22 protein-coding genes are annotated in these 20616 nt (G+C 67.0%); 16 read left to right on the top strand and 6 right to left on the bottom strand.

Annotation, left to right across the window (positions count from 1 at the left end; all coding sequences use genetic code 11):
• The first annotated feature begins 127 nt into the window (after window positions 1–127).
• From ACFWPK_RS18555 to der, 6 genes are read left to right on the top strand one after another with little or no spacing between them, the layout of a single operon-like run.
• Window positions 128–961, top strand: a complete 834-nt coding sequence (locus ACFWPK_RS18555; RefSeq protein WP_378917330.1) for a ParA family protein — start codon at window positions 128–130, stop codon at window positions 959–961.
• A complete protein-coding gene (locus tag ACFWPK_RS18550; RefSeq protein WP_378917295.1) occupies window positions 958–1842 on the top strand; it encodes a segregation and condensation protein A in 885 nt (294 codons plus the stop codon). Before ACFWPK_RS18555 ends, ACFWPK_RS18550 begins: the two co-directional genes overlap by 4 nt.
• Complete coding sequence (gene scpB / locus ACFWPK_RS18545) at window positions 1839–2495, top strand: SMC-Scp complex subunit ScpB (RefSeq protein WP_378917293.1); 657 nt, start codon at window positions 1839–1841, stop codon at window positions 2493–2495. The genes ACFWPK_RS18550 and scpB overlap by 4 nt, the downstream gene beginning before the upstream one ends.
• Before the next feature lie 8 nt (window positions 2496–2503).
• Window positions 2504–3889 (top strand): pseudouridine synthase, encoded by a 1386-nt coding sequence (locus ACFWPK_RS18540; RefSeq protein WP_378917291.1) that lies wholly within the window; start codon window positions 2504–2506, stop codon window positions 3887–3889.
• Between the two features lie 38 nt (window positions 3890–3927).
• A complete protein-coding gene (gene cmk, locus ACFWPK_RS18535; protein WP_378917328.1) occupies window positions 3928–4632 on the top strand; it encodes a (d)CMP kinase in 705 nt (234 codons plus the stop codon).
• On the top strand, window positions 4629–6044 hold the full coding sequence (der, locus tag ACFWPK_RS18530) for a ribosome biogenesis GTPase Der (protein ID WP_378917289.1): 1416 nt from the start codon (window positions 4629–4631) through the stop codon (window positions 6042–6044). The genes cmk and der overlap by 4 nt, the downstream gene beginning before the upstream one ends.
• A gap of 52 nt (window positions 6045–6096) precedes the next feature.
• Here der and ACFWPK_RS18525 read toward each other — a convergent pair whose 3' ends face one another.
• A complete protein-coding gene (locus ACFWPK_RS18525) occupies window positions 6097–6693 on the bottom strand; it encodes a TetR/AcrR family transcriptional regulator (RefSeq protein ID WP_378917287.1) in 597 nt (198 codons plus the stop codon).
• A 90-nt stretch (window positions 6694–6783) separates the two neighbouring features.
• Here ACFWPK_RS18525 and ACFWPK_RS18520 point away from each other — a divergent pair, with 90 nt between their 5' ends.
• Together ACFWPK_RS18520 and ACFWPK_RS18515 are read left to right on the top strand one after the other, a co-directional pair.
• Complete coding sequence (locus tag ACFWPK_RS18520; protein WP_378917285.1) at window positions 6784–7671, top strand: alpha/beta fold hydrolase; 888 nt, start codon at window positions 6784–6786, stop codon at window positions 7669–7671.
• Window positions 7672–7846: 175 nt separating this feature from the next.
• The gene (locus tag ACFWPK_RS18515; protein WP_378917283.1) at window positions 7847–8122 is read left to right on the top strand and encodes a YggT family protein; all 276 of its coding nucleotides are present in this window, start codon (window positions 7847–7849) and stop codon (window positions 8120–8122) included.
• 9 nt (window positions 8123–8131) lie between these two features.
• On the opposite strand, the gene ACFWPK_RS18510 is transcribed toward ACFWPK_RS18515, so the two are convergent.
• The gene (locus ACFWPK_RS18510; protein ID WP_378917281.1) at window positions 8132–8986 is read right to left on the bottom strand and encodes a helix-turn-helix transcriptional regulator; all 855 of its coding nucleotides are present in this window, start codon (window positions 8984–8986) and stop codon (window positions 8132–8134) included.
• A 102-nt stretch (window positions 8987–9088) separates the two neighbouring features.
• Here ACFWPK_RS18510 and ACFWPK_RS18505 point away from each other — a divergent pair, with 102 nt between their 5' ends.
• Window positions 9089–9841: an SDR family oxidoreductase gene (locus tag ACFWPK_RS18505; RefSeq protein ID WP_378917279.1), complete on the top strand. Its 753-nt coding sequence runs from the start codon at window positions 9089–9091 to the stop codon at window positions 9839–9841.
• A gap of 28 nt (window positions 9842–9869) precedes the next feature.
• Here the strand turns inward: ACFWPK_RS18505 and ACFWPK_RS18500 are convergent, their stop codons facing one another.
• Window positions 9870–11003, bottom strand: coding sequence for an ACT domain-containing protein (locus ACFWPK_RS18500; protein ID WP_378917326.1), 1134 nt, complete (start codon window positions 11001–11003; stop codon window positions 9870–9872).
• 206 nt (window positions 11004–11209) lie between these two features.
• Between ACFWPK_RS18500 and ACFWPK_RS18495 the strand changes: the two genes are divergently transcribed.
• Entirely contained in the window at window positions 11210–12466 is a 1257-nt protein-coding gene (locus tag ACFWPK_RS18495; RefSeq protein ID WP_378917277.1) for an aspartate kinase, read from the top strand.
• Between the two features lie 84 nt (window positions 12467–12550).
• Window positions 12551–13387, top strand: coding sequence for an alpha/beta fold hydrolase (locus ACFWPK_RS18490; RefSeq protein ID WP_378917275.1), 837 nt, complete (start codon window positions 12551–12553; stop codon window positions 13385–13387).
• A gap of 31 nt (window positions 13388–13418) precedes the next feature.
• On the opposite strand, the gene ACFWPK_RS18485 is transcribed toward ACFWPK_RS18490, so the two are convergent.
• Complete coding sequence (locus ACFWPK_RS18485) at window positions 13419–14135, bottom strand: GNAT family N-acetyltransferase (protein ID WP_378917273.1); 717 nt, start codon at window positions 14133–14135, stop codon at window positions 13419–13421.
• 286 nt (window positions 14136–14421) lie between these two features.
• Window positions 14422–14583 (bottom strand): SAM-dependent methyltransferase, encoded by a 162-nt coding sequence (locus ACFWPK_RS18480; protein WP_378917271.1) that lies wholly within the window; start codon window positions 14581–14583, stop codon window positions 14422–14424.
• A 516-nt stretch (window positions 14584–15099) separates the two neighbouring features.
• On the opposite strand from ACFWPK_RS18480, the gene ACFWPK_RS18475 reads away from it, so the two are divergent.
• The 3 genes from ACFWPK_RS18475 (at window position 15100) to ACFWPK_RS18465 (ending at window position 17261) form a co-directional block, all read left to right on the top strand.
• The gene (locus tag ACFWPK_RS18475; protein WP_378917270.1) at window positions 15100–15390 is read left to right on the top strand and encodes a hypothetical protein; all 291 of its coding nucleotides are present in this window, start codon (window positions 15100–15102) and stop codon (window positions 15388–15390) included.
• Window positions 15391–15498: 108 nt separating this feature from the next.
• Window positions 15499–16641 (top strand): N(5)-(carboxyethyl)ornithine synthase, encoded by a 1143-nt coding sequence (locus ACFWPK_RS18470; protein WP_378917268.1) that lies wholly within the window; start codon window positions 15499–15501, stop codon window positions 16639–16641.
• Window positions 16642–16781: 140 nt separating this feature from the next.
• Window positions 16782–17261: a DUF6328 family protein gene (locus ACFWPK_RS18465; protein WP_378917266.1), complete on the top strand. Its 480-nt coding sequence runs from the start codon at window positions 16782–16784 to the stop codon at window positions 17259–17261.
• A gap of 31 nt (window positions 17262–17292) precedes the next feature.
• On the opposite strand, the gene ACFWPK_RS18460 is transcribed toward ACFWPK_RS18465, so the two are convergent.
• The gene (locus ACFWPK_RS18460) at window positions 17293–18222 is read right to left on the bottom strand and encodes a TetR family transcriptional regulator (RefSeq protein WP_378917264.1); all 930 of its coding nucleotides are present in this window, start codon (window positions 18220–18222) and stop codon (window positions 17293–17295) included.
• 129 nt (window positions 18223–18351) lie between these two features.
• Between ACFWPK_RS18460 and ACFWPK_RS18455 the strand changes: the two genes are divergently transcribed.
• Both ACFWPK_RS18455 and ACFWPK_RS18450 read left to right on the top strand, forming a co-directional pair.
• A complete protein-coding gene (locus tag ACFWPK_RS18455; protein WP_378917263.1) occupies window positions 18352–19560 on the top strand; it encodes an acyl-CoA dehydrogenase family protein in 1209 nt (402 codons plus the stop codon).
• A gap of 11 nt (window positions 19561–19571) precedes the next feature.
• Complete coding sequence (locus ACFWPK_RS18450; RefSeq protein WP_378917262.1) at window positions 19572–20579, top strand: phosphotransferase family protein; 1008 nt, start codon at window positions 19572–19574, stop codon at window positions 20577–20579.
• Window positions 20580–20616: the final 37 nt, after the last annotated feature.

The following is a 20616-nucleotide window of genomic DNA, read 5'->3' as shown; positions in this document are numbered from 1 at the left end:
CCCGTATCGGCCTCGCTACCCTCGACAGGGGTTACCGGCAAGGAAAACGTATAAGGAGCAGCGGATCGTGACGACAGCGGAAACACCGTGGGACGGTGGACCGGAAGAGGTCGCCGAGGCCGTCGAGATGGGCCCGACAGGCCGCCCGCTGCGACTGGTTCCCGATCCACCACAGGTCCAGCGCCATGGCGACGCACTCGTCGTGGCCATGTGCAATCAGAAGGGCGGGGTCGGAAAAACCACCTCGACCATCAATCTCGGTGCGGCATTGGCCGAATACGGCCGCCGGGTGCTGCTCGTCGACCTCGACCCGCAGGGTGCGCTCTCGGCCGGGCTCGGTGTGGCACACCACGATCTCGAACTCACCGTGCACGACTTGCTGATCGGCGGTAAGGCCAAGGTCGACGACGTGCTGCAGACCACCAAGGTCGACGGCATGGACCTGTTACCCAGCAACATCGACCTGTCAGCGGCCGAGATCCAGCTGGTCAACGAGGTCGGCCGCGAACAGTCGCTCGGCCGCGCCCTCCACGATGTGCGTGATCGCTACGACTACATCCTCATCGACTGCCAGCCCTCGCTCGGCCTGCTCACGGTCAACGCGCTGGCCTGCTCCGACGGCGTGATCATTCCGATGGAATGCGAGTACTTCTCGCTGCGCGGCCTCGCCCTGCTCAACGACACCGTCGAGAAGGTGCGCGACCGGCTCAACCCGCGGCTGAGCCTCTACGGCATCGTGGTCACCATGTTCGATGCGCGCCTGCTGCATTCGCGTCAGGTGATGTCGCGCGTGGTCGAGGTGTTCGGAGACCTGGTCTACGACACCGCCATCTCGCGCACCGTGCGCTTCCCCGACGCCAGCGTCGCGGGCGAGCCGATCACCACCTGGTCGCCGAAATCGGGCGGCGCCGAGTCGTATCGAGCGATGGCACGTGAAGTCATCCACCGGTCTGGCCGGTGATCGGAGCTACACCTGCGGTGCAAGCAGTACCCGAAGACGCGGTGCCGGCCGCGGAGAAACCCGGTTTCCACTTGCGGCTCACCAATTTCGAGGGGCCGTTCGATCTGCTGCTGACGTTGATCAGCTCGCGCAAACTCGATGTCACCGAAGTCGCGCTGCACCAGGTCACCGACGAATTCATCGCCTACACCAAGGCCTTGACCGCCGAGCTGGCCGAGAACACCAAGCTGCGCGCGGACAAGATCCTCGACCAGACCACCGAATTCCTCGTCGTCGCCGCCACTTTGCTCGACCTCAAGGCCGCACGGCTGCTGCCGTCGGGCGAGATGACCGACGCCGACGACCTCGAACTCCTCGACGCTCGCGACCTGCTGTTCGCGCGACTGCTGCAATACCGCGCGTTCAAGCAGGTGGCCGAGCTGCTCGCCGAGCTGGAAGCCGCGGCGCTGCGCCGGTATCCGCGCTCGGTGGCGCTCGAGGAGCAGTTCGAAGGGCTGCTGCCCGAGGTCACCCTCGGGGTGGATATCGCCGCGTTCGCCGAGATCGCGGCGGCGGCCTTTCGACCACGCCCGATCGCCGAAGTCGGGCTCGGGCATCTGCACATGCACACCATCTCGGTCGCCGAACAGGCCGAGCTGGTGCTGGCGCTGTTGAAGGAACGCGGGCCCGGTGGGTGGACGACGTTCGCCGAATTGGTGGTCGACTGCACAGTCCCGGTGGAAATCGTGGCGAGGTTTCTGGCGTTGCTGGAGTTGTACCGGGGTAAGACCATCGCCTTCGACCAACCTGATCCGCTGGGGCCGCTTGCCGTCAGCTGGCTCGGCGAGCTCGACCCGGACGCCGAGGCAGCCGCGTTGACTTTCGAGGAGGATTACGGATGACAGAGGCAGTGGTGGAATTCACCTCTGAGCCACTCGACGACCTCGAATTGCGCTCGGCGCTCGAGGCGATGTTGCTGGTCGTCGACGCTCCGGCGCCGACAGAACAGCTGGCAGCGGCCCTGGACGACACCACCGAGCGCGTCGAAACCGTGCTGCGCGCGATGGCGGCCGAACTGTCCGCGCGCGGTAGCGGCATCGACCTGCGTTTCGTCGGTGACGGATGGCGCTTCTATACTCGACAGGAGTACGCGCCCTATGTCGAGCGGGTACTGCTCGACGGGGCCCGGACGAAGCTGACCCGGGCCGCCTTGGAAACCTTGGCGGTAGTCGCCTACCGCCAGCCGGTGACCCGCATGCGGGTCAGCGCGGTCCGAGGGGTGAATGTCGACGGAGTGATGCGCACGCTGCTGGCCAGAGGCTTGATCGCGGAAGCGGGTCAGGACCCCGAAACCAACGGCACGTTGTACCGCACCACCGAGTTGTTCCTCGAACGGATCGGGCTCGCCTCGCTCGGCGACCTGCCACTGCTGGCGCCGCTGCTTCCCGGCGTCGATCTGATCGACGAGATCAGCGAGAGCCTGGAAACCGATCCGCGGTTCACCAGGCTGAAGAAACCCGCCGAGTCCGACATGGATCTCGGCACCGACGATTGACAGGACAGATGAATAATTCCGCTCGCCGAGATGGCACACCGGATCGAAGAAATCGCAGCGACCAGCCCCGAAGTGGCGCGAACCGAACCGCGGGTAACCGTGGCGAGGGTACGCGCACCGGGCAGGGTGGCTCCCGCGCAGCGGCACCGAGCCGCCGCGGCACCGGCGCGGGTGGCTTTCAGCGCGGCAATCAGACAGCTGCCAGGTCCGCCGGTAGTTCCCAGCGTGACGCGGAGTCCGGCGGTCGCCGTGGCACCTCCACCGGTGGCTACCAGCGTGACGATCGTCGTGGCGGCTCCGCCGGTGGTGACCGTCGCGGCAGTTCGCCCGGTGGCTACCAGCGTGATGATCGACGCGCCGCCCCGGCCGGTGGCGACCGTCGTGGCCCGTCTGCCGGTGGTTACCAGCGTGATGACCGTCGCAGCGCCGGTGCGTCCAGCGGTGGCGGCTACCCGCGTGGTGACGCCGACCGCGCACAGCGTGGTGGTACGGCTGGTCAGCGCAGCGGCGCTTCGGCAGGCACCCAAGCCTTCGCTGCTCGCAAGAAGACCGCGAAGCCGCAGAAGAAGGTCGTCGCTCCGACGATCCTGAACAACGCCAAGCCCGCGCGTCACCAGCACGCCGACGTCACCGAGGGCCCCAAGAAGCTCCCGTGGGGCGAAGGCGAACGCCTGCAGAAGGTCCTCGCCAAGGCGGGTGTGGCTTCGCGTCGCGCCGCCGAGGAGATGATCGCCGCCGGTCGCGTCGAGGTCGACGGCAAGATCGTGCGTGAGCAAGGTCTGCGCATCGACGCCGAGAACGCGGTGGTGCGCGTCGACGGCACCCGTGTCGTGGTGCGCGACGAACTGGTGCACCTGGTGCTGAACAAGCCGAGGGGCTGGCAGTCCACCATGTCCGACGATCTGGGGCGCCCCTGCGTCGGCGATATCATCGCCGAGCGGATCGCCGCTGGTCAGCGCCTGTTCCACGTCGGCCGTCTCGATGCCGACACCGAGGGCCTGCTGCTGGTCACCAATGACGGCGAGATGGCGCATCGACTGATGCACCCCTCGTTCGAGGTTCCCAAGACCTACTTGGCCACCGTCGACGGCGAAGTGAACTACCGCTTGGTCGGTAAGCGCCTGCGCGAAGGCGTCGAGCTCGAGGACGGTCCGGCCAAGGTCGACAAGTTCATGGTGCTCGAGGCCTACCAGGGCCGGTCACTGGTGAAGCTCGTGCTGCACGAGGGCCGCAAGCACATCGTGCGTAGGCTCCTCGACGAGGTCGGCCACCCGGTGATCCGGCTGGTGCGTACCCACCTCGGCCCGGTGGCACTGGGTGACCAGCGTCCCGGCACGCTGCGGGTGCTCGGCCGCGACGAGATCGGCAAACTCTACGAGGCGGTGCAGCTGTGAACGGTGTGGACTTTCCCTTGGAGTTCGCCGGCGACCGGATGACCGGTGACGCGACGCTCGTCGTCGCGATGGACGGCCCCTCCGGCACCGGCAAGTCCAGCGTGTCGCGTCGTCTGGCGGCGCGCCTCGGCGCCCGCTACCTCGACACCGGTGCCATGTACCGGGTCGCGACGCTGCGCGTGCTGCGCTCGGGTGTCGAGCTGGCCGATGCGGTCGCGATCGCGGAAGCCGTTGCGGCGCTGCCGCTTTCCATCGGCACCGATCCCAGCCACGAGGTCATCGAGCTCGACGGCGAAGACGTCTCGGACGAGATCCGCGGCGACGCCGTCACCAAGGCCGTCTCGGCGGTTTCCGCGGTGGCGCAGGTGCGCGAGCAGCTCGTCGCCCTGCAGCGTGAGATCGCGGCGATGTCGGGACGCATCGTGGTCGAAGGCCGCGATATCGGCACCGTCGTGCTCACCGGCGCCGACGCCAAGATCTATCTCACCGCCTCCGCGGAGGCACGCGCCGAGCGGCGCAATGCTCAGAACATCCGCGAGGGCCGCGGCGACGATTACGCGGCCGTGCTGGCCGACGTGCAGCGCCGCGACACCCTCGACTCCACCCGCACAGTGTCGCCGTTGCGCCCCGCCGCCGACGCGGTGCTCGTCGACACCAGTGACCTGACGATGGCGCAGACCATCGAGGAACTGTATCGCGTGGTGGCTCAGCAGCTTTCGGCCACGACAGGAGGTCCGCGATGATCGAAGAGATTCTCGTAGGCGACGGAACCTGGACCGACGAGTCCGAATGGGAAGTCCTCGATATCGATGGGGACGGTGACGGCGAACAGCACATCGCGATGCCGACGCTGGCCGTGGTCGGGCGCCCCAATGTGGGTAAGTCGACCCTGGTCAACCGCATCCTCGGCCGACGCGAAGCGGTTGTCGAAGACGTTCCCGGTGTGACCCGTGACCGCATTTCGTACGAGGCCAACTGGGCCGGGCGCCGCTTCATGGTGCAGGACACCGGTGGTTGGGAACCCGACGCCAAGGGTCTGCAGGCGCATGTCGCTCGCCAGGCCGAGGTGGCGATGGCGACCGCGGACGCGATCCTGCTCGTCGTCGACGCCACGGTCGGCGCCACCACCACCGACGAGGCCGCGGTGCGCAAGCTGCGCCGTTCCAAGATCCCGGTGATCCTGGTGGCCAACAAGGTCGACGACCAGCGGGTCGAACTCGAGGCGGCCTCGCTGTGGTCGCTGGGACTCGGCGAGCCGCGCATGGTTTCGGCCGCGCACGGTCGTGGCACCGGCGACCTCCTCGACGACGTGCTCGGCGCATTGCCCGAGACCCCGCGCGAAGGCACCGCTGTCGCGGGACCGCGTCGCGTGGCACTGATCGGCAAGCCGAACGTCGGCAAGTCCAGCCTGCTGAACAAGCTGGCAGGCGACGAGCGCTCGGTGGTCCACGATGTCGCGGGTACCACCGTCGACCCGGTCGACTCGCTGGTCGAGTTGGGCGGAAAGACCTGGAAGTTCGTCGACACCGCCGGTTTGCGCCGCAAGGTCTCCAATGCCACCGGCACCGAGTTCTACGCGTCGCTGCGGACGAAGTCGGCCCTGGAGGCTTCCGAGGTCGCGATCATGTTGATCGACGCCTCGGTGCCGATGACCGAACAGGATCTGCGCGTGATCAGCCTGGTCGCCGAATCCGGTCGCGCGCTGGTGCTGGCGTTCAACAAGTGGGACCTGGTCGACGAGGACCGCCGCTACATGCTCGAGCGCGAGATCGATCGCGATCTGGTGCGGGTGCCGTGGGCGCAGCGGGTCAACATCTCCGCCCACACCGGCCGCGCCGTGGCGAAGCTGGTGCCGCAGATGGAAACCGCGCTCGAGTCCTGGGACAAGCGCATCTCCACCGGCCGCCTCAACACCTGGCTCAAGGAAGTTATCGCGGCCACCCCGCCGCCGATGCGTGGCGGCCGTCAGCCCCGCGTCATGTTCGCCACCCAGGCGAGTACTCGCCCGCCGACGTTCGTGCTGTTCACCACCGGGTTCCTCGAGGCAGGCTACCGCCGCTTCCTGGAGCGCCGTCTGCGTGAGGAGTTCGGCTTCGACGGTTCGCCGGTGCGTATCTCGGTGCGCGTGCGCGAAAAGAAGGAACGCAAGAAGTAATTCGTGTGTCAGACGAGTGAGCCCCGGCGAATATCGCCGGGGCTCTTCGTTTTCAGTCGACGAGCACTCGGTCCAGCAGATGGTCGACCAATTGTGTTGCGCGCGAGGCATAGTCGTCGTTGGTGAGCATTCCCTGTGCCAGCCCACCGACCGCGAGCAGGGCCACCTCGGCATCGGCGATGAGTGTCTTCTCGTCGGCGTCGGGGCCACGCAGCTGCCGTAGTTGTCCCGCGACCGCGTCGACGATGTAGTTCGGTGCTCCCGCGGTGTCGACCGATGCGACATCGGGACCGGTGAGCGTCGCGGCGTGGAAGATGCCGAGAATCACGGCGTCGCACCGACTGGGTTCGTCGAGGGGCAGGACCGAGATCAGGATCGTGCGGACGATCTCGCGCGGACCGGCGTCCGGTCCGAGGGTCGCGAACCCCTTTGCCATCCGGGCACCGGAGTCTTCGACGACCGCGCGGTGTGTGGCGAGCAGGAACTCCCGTTTGGTGCCGAAGTAGTACTGCACCGACCGCACCGAGACCTCCGCTTCGGCGGCGACGGACTGGAAGGTCGCGGCTTCGAGCCCGCCCCGGACGATGACCCGCCGCGCAGCGCTGGTGATCGATCTGCGCCGTTCTTCGTGATCGGCCAAACGTGGCACGTCGCCTCCTTCTGTCCCGGGAGATTTTCATGGTACGCCCATACCACCTTTATGGTACGGTGATATCACCAACGAGAAACAGGGGTGGTCATGGCCAAGATCGGACGGTTCAAGAACGACAAGGCGCGCGAGGAGTACCTGCGGACCTACCAGGAACTGGAGAAACAGTGGACGGTGCCGTCGACCCTGCTCGAGGTCTCCACTTCTTTCGGTTCCACTCGTGTCCGCAAATCTGGTGCGGGAGATGGTGTCCCGATCGTGCTCATGCACTCACTCGGCGCCAACAGCCTGTCCTGGAACCACGTCATCGAGGATTTCGCTCGTGACCGCGTCGTCTACATGCCCGAAATGATCGGCGCTCCCGGCCTGAGCGTGCAGACCGCACCGATCGACGAAAACGGCTTCGGTACCTGGCTCGGCGAGGTTCTCGACGGGCTCGGCGTCGACCAGGTCCATCTGGTCGGTTACTCGCAGGGCGGATGGCAGGCGATGGCGATCGCCACCACTACGCAGCGTCGGCTGGCGAGCCTGACCGTGCTCGAGCCGGGCGGCACGCTGACGAAGATCAAGTGGAGCCTGCTGTGGACGATGATCCGGGTCGGTGCCCGGCCCACCGACAAGAACCTGCGTGCGATGAACGCACGGCTCAACCCCGGCGTCACATTGACCGACGCGGAATTCGACGGGGTGAGGGCAGCGCTGGGGTATGCCCCCTCGATCGGCTACCCGAAGATGTTCACCGACGAGCGGCTGGCCACGATCACCATGCCGACGCTGGTACTGCTCGGGTCGGAGTCGTTGGTGGTCGACTCGCAACTCGCTGAACAGCGCCTGCGCGACAACGTCCCCACCTGCGAAGTCGAGATCTTCCGCGGGGCCGGGCACGGCCTCTTCCACGAGATCCCGAAGCCGGTGACCGCCCGCATTCTCGACTTCACCCGCCGCTACGAGCCGACGGACGCCCGCCACGGCGAGTAGTCGACGCCGCTCGCCATTGCCTTCAGGTGCCACCACGCCGCGCCCGCGATCACGTCGAAATTCGGCCGCAGGCCTGATAATCGACTGAGAACTACCGGGTGGTGGACACCTTGGCAATGTCGGGCACGTTGATAGCGGTAAGAGGTCCTCTGTGGCCTCCGCGAGGGAGTGCGTCATGAGTCTTATCGGAACCCTGGTCGGCTACGTGTTGACCGTGTTCTTGCTGCTGCTGATCGCCCGGTTGGTAGTGGACTGGATCGACGCGCTCGGCAACGGTCCGCAGTGGGCGCGCAAGGCACGGGAGGTGACCCACGCCGCGACCGAACCGGTGATCGCGCCGGTACGCAAGGTGCTGAAGCCGATCCGCATCGGCGACTTCTCCCTCGACCTGGCCTTCACCGCGGTGTTCATCGCCGTCCTGATCCTGCGGGCGGTCGCGTTCAGCCTGTAGTCGAGGTGCTCATCGCCGAGGGGTCGATGAGCTCATGGGAGCATCGACGGCGGGCATGCTGCCGAGCAGAGCCAGTGACTGCTCGGCATCGGAGGCAGGCTCGGCGTGATAGACGACGAGCGTCTGCCCCGGCGCGCCGTTCACCGTGAACGTCTCGTAGGACATGGCGATCTCGCCCACCAGCGGATGGATGAAGCGCTTCTCCCCGGCTGTTTTCGCGCGGACTTCGTGCTTGGCCCAGAGACGGCGGAAGTCTTCGCTCTTCAATGACAACTCGCCGACCAGTTCTGTCAGGCGCGGGTCGTCGAGATCGGTGCCTGCGCTGACCCGTAAACCGGCCACGGTCTCCGCGGCGATCGCCGGCCAATCCGGAAAAACGTTGCGCGCCTCGGGATCCAGGAACACCATTCTGACCTGGTTGACTCCCGGCGCCGAACAGGAATTCAGCGCGATGGCCAGCGGAGTCGCGGCCAGGACATCCATGTACCGGCCGTAGACCAGCGCCGGAGTGTCCGACCAGGTGCGCATCAGGCGTAGCAGGCTCGGCGTTACCCGTTCCGGTCGTCGCGGTGCCCGTGTGCGCCGCGGCGCCGGGCGCGCCAACTCCCGCAGATGCGCGGTGCCGTCGTCGTCGAGCGAGAACACCCGGGCCAACGCCGCCACGATCTGATCGGACGGATGCTTATCGCGGCCTTGTTCGAGCCGGATGTAATAGTCGGCGCTCATCCCGGCCAGCATGGCGACTTCTTCGCGGCGCAGCCCGGCCACCCTGCGCTGACCGCCGCCTGCCATCCCGAACTCTTCGGGGCTGACCTGCTGGCGTCGGGCCCGTAGGAACGCCCCGAGACGATTGTCGGAATCCATGTCTTCGAGGGTATGCCGACCCCGCCGCTGCTGGGTGGCCCTCCCACTACCAGGAGGTTTCCGACCTGGCACCCGACGACGGCCGAGACGAACGTGGTGGCCATGACAAACAACAACATCGAAAGCCGGGTCGCCGTCGTCACCGGAGCATCCAGTGGCATCGGTGCCGCCACCACGCGGCGACTGTCGGCTGACGGCATGAAGGTCGCGCTGCTCGGGCGGCGCAAGGATCGGCTGGCAGAACTCGCTCACGATATCGGCGCGAACACCCTCGCGGTGACCGCCGATGTCAGTGTTCGGCAGTCGGTACTGGACGCCGCAGCCGAAGTGCGTGCCGCGTTCGGTCCGGTCGATCTGGTCGTCGCGAACGCCGGCGTCATGCTCGGCGCGCCGTTCGAGCACGCCGAGATCGACGAATGGGACCAAATGGTGGGCACGAACGTCAACGGATTGCTCTACACCGGAAGAGCTTTCATCGATGACCTGCTCGCCGCCGCGGATGCCGGTCGCCGCGCCGACCTGGTGCTCGTCGGTTCCATCGGCGGCCATCTCGCGTTTCCCAACTACGGTGTCTACTGCGCTACCAAGGCCGCGGTAGCGCACCTGACTCGCACGTTGCGAACCGAGTTCGGCCCACGCGGAGTTCGGGTCAAGAACATCGAACCCGGCTTCGTCGGCACCGAACTCGGCGCGGGGATGCGCGACGACAACCGGCGCGCTGAGCTCGACGCATGGCGCGACGGACTGGAAGTCCTTGTCCCCGAGGACATCGCCGACACGATCGCTTTCGCCATCTCGGCCCCACGGCGGGTGAACGTGGCGGAACTCATCGTCGTCCCCACCGAGCAAGGATGATTCGCACTCCGCTGGTGGGGGTCCTCGGCTAGCCGTCGGCGCCCTCCACTCGCCATCGCGTGCGCACCGCGCGCACGCAGGACGCGTCGGTGAGCGCGTCGACCGTGTCGGTGAGCGCGGATTCCCTGGCGCGGTGGGTGAGCACGATCAGGTGGGCGGCGTCGTTGTGGTGCTCTTGACGGACCCGCTCGATGCTCACCCCATGGTCGGCGAAGGTCGATGCGACCCGAGCCAGGGCGCCGGCGTGGTCGGTGACGTGCAGGTTCAGGTAGAAGCGGGTCGGGGTGTCGCCGAGCGGCGCGACGGGGAGTTCGGCGTAGTAGGAGGCGCGGGGTGCGCGGCCGCCGTTGACGCGGTTGCGTGCGGCGGTGACCAGGTCGCCGAGCAGCGCCGATGCGGTGGCTCTCGGGGCATGACGGCCCGAGAACATCAGCTGCCCAGCACAGTCCGCCTCGACGGTCACCGCCGGTGCGTCCACCTGGGCGAGTGGGTGGCCGGCAGGAATAAGCGCAGGGTGTACGCGCACCGAAATCTGTTCCTTGCCACCGTCTTCGGGGCCGGACTGCTCGCTGACCCTGGTGCAGACGGTGAGTTGTCGCAGCCGCAGTGACAACGCTTCCGCGGCGGCGAGGGCGTGTGGGTCGGCCGCACCGAACTCCTCGAAGTGCACATCGGCGACTTCCACTCTGGTGTGAAACGCCATCGTCGCCAGGATCGCCGCTTGGGCAACCGGATTCGCCCCGTCGAGGGGGAAGACCCCGAGCACTTGTCGCACCCGATCGCCCGACAGCGATTGGGTCAGTGGCCGCACTACCGGCACCCCGCTCCCGACCGCCGCCTCGAAGCACAGGTCCGCCCCGTACTCCTCGGCGGCCGAGGCCAATCGGTGCCCGTGCTCGGCGATCAGTTCCGTATTCGCGGTGACCACCGATCTGCCGGCACGCAGCGCGGCGAGCACTGTCGTCGACGATGCGGTGGTCGCGGTCGCGTCGACGAGTAGATCGGCGCCCGACGCCGCCCCGAGTACCAACCGCGTCCCGGCGCGTTCGCTCAGATCATCGACGGTGTGGCGGAAGATCCGCACCACCTCTTCGGCAAGCGCGCCGGTGCCGAGAACGGCGACCTCCAGCGCGGAACGAGCGGAACGGAAGTGCTGATCGATCACCGGAATACGCCTAACGCCGAGAGCTGCCGAACCGGGAGCCGGCGCTTCGCGCGCCACCCCCTGAACGTCAGTATCTCGTCCGAAACTATTCGGCGGCAGTCGTTTTCGTTTCCGAATTGGTACGGCCGTGCCCGGATTGCCTGGATACTCGGAGGGGTCACCCGCGGATCGCATGCGGGCGAGCAGGGGAGAGGACTTCGCAGATGGCCCTGGTTGTGCAGAAATTCGGCGGTTCGTCGGTAGCCACCGCGGAGCGGATCCGGCGGGTCGCCGAGCGGATCGTGGAGACGAAGAAGCAGGGGCACGACGTGGTGGTGGTCTGCTCGGCGATGGGCGATACCACCGATGAGCTCCTCGAATTGGCGGGGCAGATCGCCTCGGCACCGGAACCGCGCGAGCTGGACATGCTGCTCACCGCCGGGGAGCGGATCTCGAATGCCTTGGTGGCCATGGCAATCCATTCACTCGGAGCCGACGCCAGGTCGTTGACCGGCTCCCAAGCCGGCGTGATCACCACCGGCGCCCACGGCCGCGCCAAGATCATCGAAGTCGACCCGGGCCGGGTGCGCCGCGCCCTCGACGACGGTGAAGTGGTGTTGGTCGCCGGGTTCCAGGGCGTGAGCCAGGACAACCACGATGTCACCACCCTCGGCCGTGGCGGCTCCGACACGACCGCCGTCGCGCTGGCCGCGGCACTGCGTGCCGATGTCTGCGAGATCTACACCGACGTCGACGGCGTCTTCACCGCCGACCCGCGCATCGTGGCCGACGCCCAGAAACTCGACCAGATCTCCTACGAGGAAATGCTGGAAATGGCGGCCTGCGGCTCGAAGGTTCTCATGCTGCGCTGCGTCGAATACGCGCGCCGCTACCAGGTGCCCGTGCACGTGCGCTCGTCCTACACCGACACGATCGGCACCACCGTCTTCGGTTCGATGGCCGATATCCCCGCCGACCAGGCCGTGCTCACCGGCGTCGCGCACGATCGCAACGAGGCCAAGGTGACCGTGGTCGGCCTGCCCGACGAACCCGGCTACGCGGCCAAGGTGTTCCGCGCGGTCGCCGACGCCGAGATCGGCATCGACATGGTCGTGCAGAACACCGGTACCGGGCGCACCGATATCACCTTCACCCTGCCCGCCGCCGACGGCGCGCGTGCGGTGGCCCTGCTACGCGACCGGCGCGCCGATATCGGCTTCGCCGACGTCCGCTACGACGATCGCGTGGGCAAGGTCTCGCTGATCGGCGCGGGCATGCGCAACAATCCGGGCGTCACGGCCACCTTCTGTGAGGCGCTGGCCGCGGCGAACATCAACCTCGACCTGATCGCCACCTCGGAGATCCGCATCTCCGTGCTGGTCCGCGACACCGACCTCGACGACGCTGTGCGCATTCTGCACCGGGCTTTCGACCTCGGTGGGGCGGAAGTCGCCGTGGTGCACGGCGGTACCGGTCGGTGACAGCGACATTGACGCCACGTCGGAGTCCCGCGTAATTTTGCAGATCAGTCGAGTCCATCGGAGGCTTCGTTGGGTACAAGGTTGATGTCTTTCACCCGGGGCGGGCTCGAGTTCGACGTGGTCGATTCCGGCCCGATAGATGGCCCGGTCATCGTCGCGTTGCACGGTTTCCCGCAGACCTCGACCTCGTTGACAGCACTCACTACCCTGCTCAACGCCCGCGGCTACCGCACCGTGGCGCCCGATCAGCGTGGGTACTCGCCGGGCGCGCGACCGCGCGGCAGGCGCGCATACCGGGTGTCCGAGCTGGTCGGCGACGTGGTGGCCCTGGTCGACGCCATCGGCCGGGGACCTGTCCATCTCGTCGGGCACGACTGGGGCGCGATGGTCGCGTGGTCGATGGCCTCCACCCGGCCCGAGCTGGTCCGCACGATGGTCACCGTATCGGTGCCGCATCCTGGGGCCTACTTGCGTTCGCTGTTCACCAGCAACCAACTCGCCCTCTCCTACTACATGGCGCTGTTCCAGATCCCGATGCTGCCGGAACGTGTTCTGCGCACCCGCCCTGCCTTGCTCGACGGGCTGCTGGCCAAGACCGGCATGAGTCAGGACGCTATCTCCCGGGTACACAGCGAGATCGTCGACGGCGGTGCGCTCACCGGCGGAATGAACTGGTATCGCGCGGTGCTGTCGTTGGCGCCCGGCATGGTTTCGGCACCGGTCGAGGTGCCGGTGACCCATGTGTGGAGCACCGGCGACACCGCGCTGGCGCGACGTGGCGCCGAATTGACCGAGCGCCACGTCGTCGGCGACTACCGCCTCGCCGTGATCGATGGCGCCTCCCACTGGCTACCCGAGGAGCGCCCGGCCGAGCTGGCCGAGCTGATCAGCGACCGGGTCGAATCTGTGTCGAGCCGCTGATACGCCGATCGGCCGGATCGATCGCGCCTGGTCAGCCGATCGGTGCGGCCATGGCCCGCAACGGTTCGACGGTCGCCGGGATCAACGGCGCCCGCCGCAACGCGCGCGCGGCCAGTTGCTCGATGATCCGACCGCGCACTCCCGGCCATTCGTCGTGCAGGATCGAATAGAACGCGGTGTCTCGTACCGCGCCGTCGAGCCCACGCGAATGCGCTCGCCGCACACCGTCACTCACCGCGCCGAGGCGTTCGATCGCCGCCCGGGAGCGCAGGTTGCGGGCATCGGCGCGCAAGGTCACCCGCCGCACACCCCAGCTCTCGAAGGCGTGTGACAGTAGCGACAGCTTGGCGTCGAGATTCACCTGACCGCCCCGCGCCGCGGGGGTGAGCCAGGTGTTGCCGATCTCCACGGCGTCGGGGATCGCCCCGCCGGGCAACGCGGTGACGGGTTCGGCGGACAACGGCCAGGTCAGCGGCCCCTGCCAGTAGTCGAGCCGGGTGAATCGGGTCGCCCCGACCACACTCTCGTCGGCGACGGCGACGATCGCGAAGGCCAGCGCCGTGCCTGCCAGCTGCGCCGCCTCGGCCTGGAATACATAGGTGCGCGCCTCCTGTTCGCCGTGCGGGACGATGGTGAACCCGGCCGGTCCGTCGAGCGCGGCGGCGGCAGCGACCAGTCCGGGAACGTGATGGGGTGCAAGAGGTTCCAGCCGTGCGATGCGGCCGTGGAGGATAACGGGTGCGGGCATGGTGACCGGCGTCCTTCGTCTGAGAGGGTCGCCGAAAGCACGAGGCGTGGATCTCACGCGGCACGCGACTTCGGCGAAGCGACACGAACGATCCAGCAGCATCGAAAACTAGAAGGACAGTAGCCGAACGTGGCGCGATCCCCACATCGAACGCCGGATGTCGCGGCCGGAATGTTTCCTGCGCGACGATCCCCGTCCTACCGCTTTTCGGCGATCGCCGCGACGATCAGTTCCTCCCAGACCGACAGGTCCCGATCGGGTGCGCCGACGTGTGCGGAATCCTCGTTCACGTGCTGCCAGCGTTCGCGCTGAAGACGATCCCAATCGGCTTGTCGAAATCGATCAGCCGGGCGACCTCCGGATCGGCCCTGATCGCCTCGGAATCGCGCACGTCGGCGTGGATCACGGCGGTGTTGTCGTTGGTCGCCAGCAAGAACGCCCGTGTCACGGCACGGTTTCTGCGCGTCGTTGACACCGAAGCGGTTCGGGGCGTAGGGGTTTCGGGTGTGAGCGGGGTTCGCTGAACGGATTCCGTCACGGTGCCGTGTCGACAGCTCACGGAGGTACCAACTGGATCGCGAGGTGCTTCTGGCCACGTTTTCCCACGTCAGGGCCGTAACGGTTCGATAAATGACACGCGTGTCGGTTTCATGGGCAAACGTCCAGTTGTCTTGGGGTTTCGCCAGTTCCGACCCGTGTTTCCTTGAAATGTAACGCGCGTTATCCATCCGTGTCGCACAGATGTTCTATGTGATGCAGATCACACCATCTTTTCTCTGACCGGCGTAGCTGGCAAGCTCGTAATTGCTGAACGTTAACCATTCGTGATCATCCACCGGGTCGACGCTGATTCGCGGTCACGAACGCCCCGCGCGTGCGCCGCGGCGCGACGGTCGTCGAAAGATCCAGTACGGATCACTTATCGGCGGTGTCGGGGCGACTGTCAGGAAGGGACCTCGTTGTTATGAGCAGCATCTACTTCGAACCGAACAGCAACCTGACAGTTACCGGGCGAAGTCGCCGCGTCGCCGCGACCTCGGCCACCGAATCGCCCATCGCCCCACTGGCGACACCGGGGCTTGTCCTCGGCCTGATCCTGCTCGGCCTCGGCGTGGCCGGTCTGCTGCGCCTCGGCGATTGGGTGGGCAATTACGGGTCCGTCCTGGTCGTGCTGGCCTATGTCCTCTATATGGCCGCGGCTGTGAGCCTGGCCCTCTGGGGTGCGGTCGCCGTCTGGTCGCTGCATCGGCGCTAGCCGATCGGGGAATGTATCCCACGCAGGGGGTGAGATACATTCCCCGTTCAGATTTCGGCGAAACGGAGTGCTGAAGGCCTACGAGTAGGCTGACCAGGTGAAGCAACTGTGAAACACCTGACCGTCGGCGTCGTCGCGACCTCTCGCAAGGAAAACGAACACCGGCTGGCCATCCACCCGGCTCACCTCGACCGCATCGATCCCGAACTGCGCGGTCGGATCTTTCTCGAACATGGTTACGGTGACCGATTCGGTTACCCCGACGATGTCCTCGCCCCGCTCGTAGCGGGCCATCGCACCCGCGAAGAACTCTTCGCCGAGTGCGATGTTCTCCTGCTGGCCAAGCCGCTGGCCGAAGACCTCGCGCAGATGCGCCCCGGCACAACCGTGTGGGGCTGGCCGCACTGCGTTCAGGACGCGCGAATGACCCAGCTGGCTGTCGACCGCGACCTGACTCTGATCGCCTGGGAGGCGATGAACCACTGGACGAAGTCGGGTGCTTTCAGCGTCCACGTGTTCCACAAGAACAACGAACTGGCCGGTTACTGCTCGGTCATGCACGCCCTACAATTGCGCGGCGTGACCGGTGATTACGGTCGCCGGATGCGTGCGGCCGTGATCAGTTTCGGCGCCACCGCGCGTGGTGCGGTGCGGGCACTGTCGGCGATGGGGATCAGTGATGTGACGGTGCTGACCCAGCGCAGTGTGTCGGCAGTGGCCTCGCCGTTCGCGTCGGTGCGGATGCAGCATTTCCAGCGTGATCCGGGACTGCCCGGCCGGACGCTCGCGCTCGAGGCACCCGAGCCGGGACCGCTGGCGAAGATGCTGGCCAACTACGACGTGGTCGTGAACTGCATGTTCCAGGACACCGAGGACCCGTTGACGTTCGTCATGAACGACGACCTCGAACTGTTCACGCGCGGAACACTTTTCGTCGACGTCTCCTGTGATGAGGGGATGGGCTTCGAGTTCTCGCGCCCGACCTCGTTCGCCGATCCGATGTTCACCGTCGGTGACGATCTGCACTACTACGGTGTCGACCACAGCCCCTCGTTCCTCTGGAACTCGGCGACGTGGGAGAACTCCGAAGCTCTGCTCGAGTACCTGCCCGTCGTGCTCGGCGGCCCCGAAGCGTGGGATGACAGCGAAACGATTCGTCGTGCGATCGAGATTCGCGACGGTCGGGTGCAGAACCCGCGGATCCTGTCGTTCCAGGGTCGCTCCGACGTGTATCCATACGCGGTGAACTGACCTTCGGTCATCAGCGGCGCGCGGGAGTGTCTCCTGCGCGCCGCTGGTCTTTCTGCTCGCGATCGGTCGGCTGAGTTATGACATATGCGCAGTAAAATGGCAGGAAATCGGAAGTTGTTTCGCGGTCGCGAGGAGCGGCGATGGACGGATACGACGCCGCGTGGAACGAGCGGGAGCGCGGCGAGAACGCGACCCAGCGCCTCGATCGGAACTGGTCCTCGCTCCTGCAGGAATTGCGCGTCCTGCAGACCGGTGTACAGGTACTGACCGGTTTCCTGCTGACATTGCCGTTCCAATCGAGGTTCGACACCCTGAGCACCCCCTTGCGCGTCGTCTATCTCGTGGTGGTTTCCGCCGCCATCGCCGCGACCGCCCTGCTGGTCGCCCCCGTGGCCATTCATCGTCTGCTGTTCCGCCGGCATCGACTCGACGTGCTCGTGATCGGTGCCCACCGCCTGGCACTCCTCGGAATCGCGCTGCTCGGCGTCGCGTTGACGGGTATGGCCGTGCTGATCTTCGATATGGTCGTCGGCACCGTCGCCGGTGTCATCGCGGGAATTGTCGCGGCCGTGCTATTTCTCGGGCTGTGGGTGGTCCAGCCGTTGATCTATCGGCGCTAGCGCACCGGCTGTGTCTCACCTCGGCGCGCGGTCATTCTTGTGGATGTTCGACCGCCAAGCCCAGCAGTCCGAGGGCGAAATCCGCGTAGGCGGTGGCGATCTGTTCGGGGGAGGACGGGCCGTCGAGCCGGAACCATTGGGGGAGTGCGGTACACATTGTCGCGATGGCACGCCCCGCGTCGCGCGCATGGGCGGTCGACCTGCCTGCCTCGGCGAGCGCGGCATCGATCTCGGCATCGAGAAGGTACTGGATCTCGTTGCGGGAAGCCGTGATTCGATCGCGGTCTGCCGGGTTCAGGCTGCGCATCTCGCTGGCGCCGATGAAGGCGAGTTCGCGGTGGTGCGTGTGGAACAGGGCCAGCGCCTCGACGACGCAGGTCACGCGTTCGCGGCCGTTCGCGCCGTCGAGGCGTGCCGCACGCACCCGCCGGTGCAGTTCGTCCATGGTCAGGTCGAGTGCGCGGACCAGCAGGTCCTGTTTGTCGCGGTAGTGGTGGTAGACGCCGGGCACGCTCATGCCTGCCCGCGCCGCGATCGAGCGCATCGTGGCGCCGTGGTAGCCGGTCTCGACGAAGGAGTCGATGGCGGCGGCGAGCACCGGGTCGATATCCAGTGGCGGGAACGCACGCCAGGAATCCGCTGCGCCAGAGGGGCCGGGTTCGTCGGCTCCGTCGCGCAGGCGGGGCGCGGCGGGCCGAGGTAGGCGTGAGTGGGACTCGGCGGCAGGCGCGGCATCGGTGCGCTGGTCCCCGATCAACCAGGGCACCGTCGTGCCCAACTCGGCAGCGAGGGATCGCAGACGCGCAACCGAGGCGCCGGTCTTGCCGGTCTCGATGGCGCTCAGCGTGGCCGGGCTGACGCCGATCCGCTGGGCGGTCGCCCGCAGTGACAACCCCGCCGTGGTCCTTGCCAGGCGTACCCGTGCACCCACCGCATGCTGTTCGGCTGCCGTCGACTCCACAGTGTTCAGGATAGCTGAACAATCTTATCGCAGTGACCAGGCCTGTTGACAGTGCTGATCCACGCATGCCACTGTCGTTGCAGTGTATTGCCGAGCGATCGTTCGGCGACCGAGCCGAGGAGCGGACCCGTGCCGATCGACCTGTCCTACCCGTCCGAGGTGCAGAGCTTGGCCGACCGCACCCGCGCCTTCATCCGCGAACGGGTGATCCCGGTCGAAGACGCGCACGACGGCGACATCGCCGCGGCCGGCGGTGAGAAACTGCGCGTGGAACTCCAGCAGGCCGCTCGCGACGCCGGCGTCTTCGCCCCGCACGCGCCGATCGAATACGGCGGCCACGGCCTCGACATGTCGAACCGCGCGCCGGTGTTCGAGGAGGCGGGCTATTCGCTGTTCGGCCCCACGGCCCTCAATATCGCCGCTCCTGACGAGGGCAACGTCCACATGCTCGCCCATATCGCCGACCCGGAGCAGAAACAGCAGTTCCTCGCTCCGCTCGCCCGCGGCGAGGTGCGTTCGGCCTTCGCCATGACCGAACCGGCCCCCGGCGCAGGTTCGGACCCCTCCGCGCTGAGCACCCGTGCGGTCCGCGCCGACGGCGGCTGGCGCATCAGCGGCCACAAATGGTTCATCACCGGCGCCGACGGTGCGGGCTTCTTCATCATCATGGCTCGTACCTCGGGTGAGCCGGGCCAACGCGGCGGCGCCACGATGTTTCTGGCCCCCGCCGACAGTCCCGGTATCCGCGTCGGCCGCCATCTCGACACCCTCGACAAGTCGATGATCGGTGGCCACTGTGAGGTCTTCTTCGACGACCTGCTGGTCTCGGAGTCGGCGGTACTCGGCGAGGTCGACCGCGGTTTCGAATACGCCCAGGTGCGACTCGGCCCCGCCCGCATGACCCATGTGATGCGCTGGCTCGGTGCCGCCCGCCGCGGCCATGACGTCGCGGTCGCGCACGTGGCGCAGCGTGCGGGCTTCGGCTCGCGGCTCGGCGACCTCGGCATGGTTCAGAAGATGATCGCCGACAACGAGATCGACATCGCCGCCACCCGCGCGCTGCTGACCCGCGCGTGCTGGGAGCTCGACCGTGGTGAACCCGCCGCGAACGCGACCTCCATCGCGAAAACCTATGCCGCCGAAGCGATTTTCCGCATCGTCGACCGCAGTATGCAGATGTGTGGCGGTCTGGGTGTCTCCGCCGATCTGCCGCTCGCCCGCCTGTCCCGGGAGGTGCGTCCGTTCCGTATCTACGACGGCCCCTCCGAGGTGCATCGCTGGGCCATCGCCAAACGCGCGGTGAGCGCGGCCAAGCGTGCGAAACGGGACTCCGAATGACGCTGCCGGGCATGGACATCGCCGCACTGGAACAGTTCCTGCGCGCCCACGGCGTCGAGGTGCGCGGGGAGCTGCGTGTCGAACTGATCAGTGGTGGCCGGTCCAATCTGACGTTCGCCGCCGCCGACGACGTGTCGCGCTGGGTGGTGCGCCGCCCACCGGTCGCTGGACTCACCCCGTCCGCGCACGACATGGGGCGCGAATACACCGTCACCAGCGCGCTGCGGAAATCCGCTGTGCCCGTGGCGAAGACGATCGCCTTCGACGCGACCGGATCCGCGCTCGGCGCGCCGATGACTGTCGTCGAGTTCGTCGACGGGACGGTGTTTCGAGATCAGGACGAGCTGGCGGCGCTCACCGATGATCAGGTGAGTTCCAGTGCGCTCGAGCTGGTTCGCGTCCTCGCCGAGCTGCACGCGATCGACCCGGCGGCTGTCGGCCTCGAAACATTCGGTCGGCCGGACGGTTTCGTCACCCGGCAGGTGAACCTCTGGGCATCGCAGTGGGAGCGGGTCAAAACCCGCGAACTTCCCGACGTGGCAACCCTGCACGCCGCGCTGACCGCCGCGATCCCGCGGGAATCGTCGGCCTCGATCGTGCACGGGGATTTCCGTATCGACAACACGATCCTCGACAGCGCTGACCCGAAAATCGTTCGTGCCGTGGTCGATTGGGAACTGTCGACGCTCGGCGACCCACTCACCGACGTCGCCCTGATGTGCGTCTACCGGGCGCCGATATTCGACCTGATCCTCGGCACCCACGCTGCGTGGACCAGCTCCCGCCTGCCGGGCCCCGATACCCTCGCTCAGACCTACGCGACCGCGTCGGGGCGCGACCTGGACAACTGGGGCTTCTACCTCGCCCTGGCCAACTTCAAACTGGGCATCATCGGCGAAGGCATCACCCACCGCGCCAACCAGGGCTCCGACACCGGTTCTGCCGCCGACCGGGCCGCCGAGGCAACCCCGGAATTCATGGCCGCCGGTCTGCGTGCACTGAATGGGTCGGCGAAGTAGCAGCCCTCAGCTCGTCGGATCGCTCGACGCGACGCGG

It is taken from the genome of Nocardia sp. NPDC058519, from assembly GCF_042719755.1.
Lineage (GTDB): Bacteria > Actinomycetota > Actinomycetes > Mycobacteriales > Mycobacteriaceae > Nocardia.
The sequence above is the reverse complement of the archived record's forward strand: the minus strand, read 5'-3'. Positions and strand labels throughout refer to the sequence as shown.

What these genes read in the sequence shown, in the direction of transcription:
- ACFWPK_RS18555 (WP_378917330.1), top strand. Translation starts at nt 128, where the DNA reads ATGGGCCCGACAGGCCGCCCGCTGCGACTGGTTCCCGATCCACCACAG.
- scpB (WP_378917293.1), top strand. Translation starts at nt 1,839, where the DNA reads ATGACAGAGGCAGTGGTGGAATTCACCTCTGAGCCACTCGACGACCTC.
- ACFWPK_RS18540 (WP_378917291.1), top strand. Translation starts at nt 2,504, where the DNA reads ATGAATAATTCCGCTCGCCGAGATGGCACACCGGATCGAAGAAATCGC.
- cmk (WP_378917328.1), top strand. Translation starts at nt 3,928, where the DNA reads ATGACCGGTGACGCGACGCTCGTCGTCGCGATGGACGGCCCCTCCGGC.
- der (WP_378917289.1), top strand. Translation starts at nt 4,629, where the DNA reads ATGATCGAAGAGATTCTCGTAGGCGACGGAACCTGGACCGACGAGTCC.
- ACFWPK_RS18520 (WP_378917285.1), top strand. Translation starts at nt 6,784, where the DNA reads ATGGCCAAGATCGGACGGTTCAAGAACGACAAGGCGCGCGAGGAGTAC.
- ACFWPK_RS18515 (WP_378917283.1), top strand. Translation starts at nt 7,847, where the DNA reads ATGAGTCTTATCGGAACCCTGGTCGGCTACGTGTTGACCGTGTTCTTG.
- ACFWPK_RS18510 (WP_378917281.1), bottom strand. Translation starts at nt 8,986, where the DNA reads ATGGATTCCGACAATCGTCTCGGGGCGTTCCTACGGGCCCGACGCCAG.
- ACFWPK_RS18505 (WP_378917279.1), top strand. Translation starts at nt 9,089, where the DNA reads ATGACAAACAACAACATCGAAAGCCGGGTCGCCGTCGTCACCGGAGCA.
- ACFWPK_RS18495 (WP_378917277.1), top strand. Translation starts at nt 11,210, where the DNA reads ATGGCCCTGGTTGTGCAGAAATTCGGCGGTTCGTCGGTAGCCACCGCG.
- ACFWPK_RS18490 (WP_378917275.1), top strand. Translation starts at nt 12,551, where the DNA reads ATGTCTTTCACCCGGGGCGGGCTCGAGTTCGACGTGGTCGATTCCGGC.
- ACFWPK_RS18485 (WP_378917273.1), bottom strand. Translation starts at nt 14,135, where the DNA reads ATGCCCGCACCCGTTATCCTCCACGGCCGCATCGCACGGCTGGAACCT.
- ACFWPK_RS18475 (WP_378917270.1), top strand. Translation starts at nt 15,100, where the DNA reads ATGAGCAGCATCTACTTCGAACCGAACAGCAACCTGACAGTTACCGGG.
- ACFWPK_RS18465 (WP_378917266.1), top strand. Translation starts at nt 16,782, where the DNA reads ATGGACGGATACGACGCCGCGTGGAACGAGCGGGAGCGCGGCGAGAAC.
- ACFWPK_RS18450 (WP_378917262.1), top strand. Translation starts at nt 19,572, where the DNA reads ATGGACATCGCCGCACTGGAACAGTTCCTGCGCGCCCACGGCGTCGAG.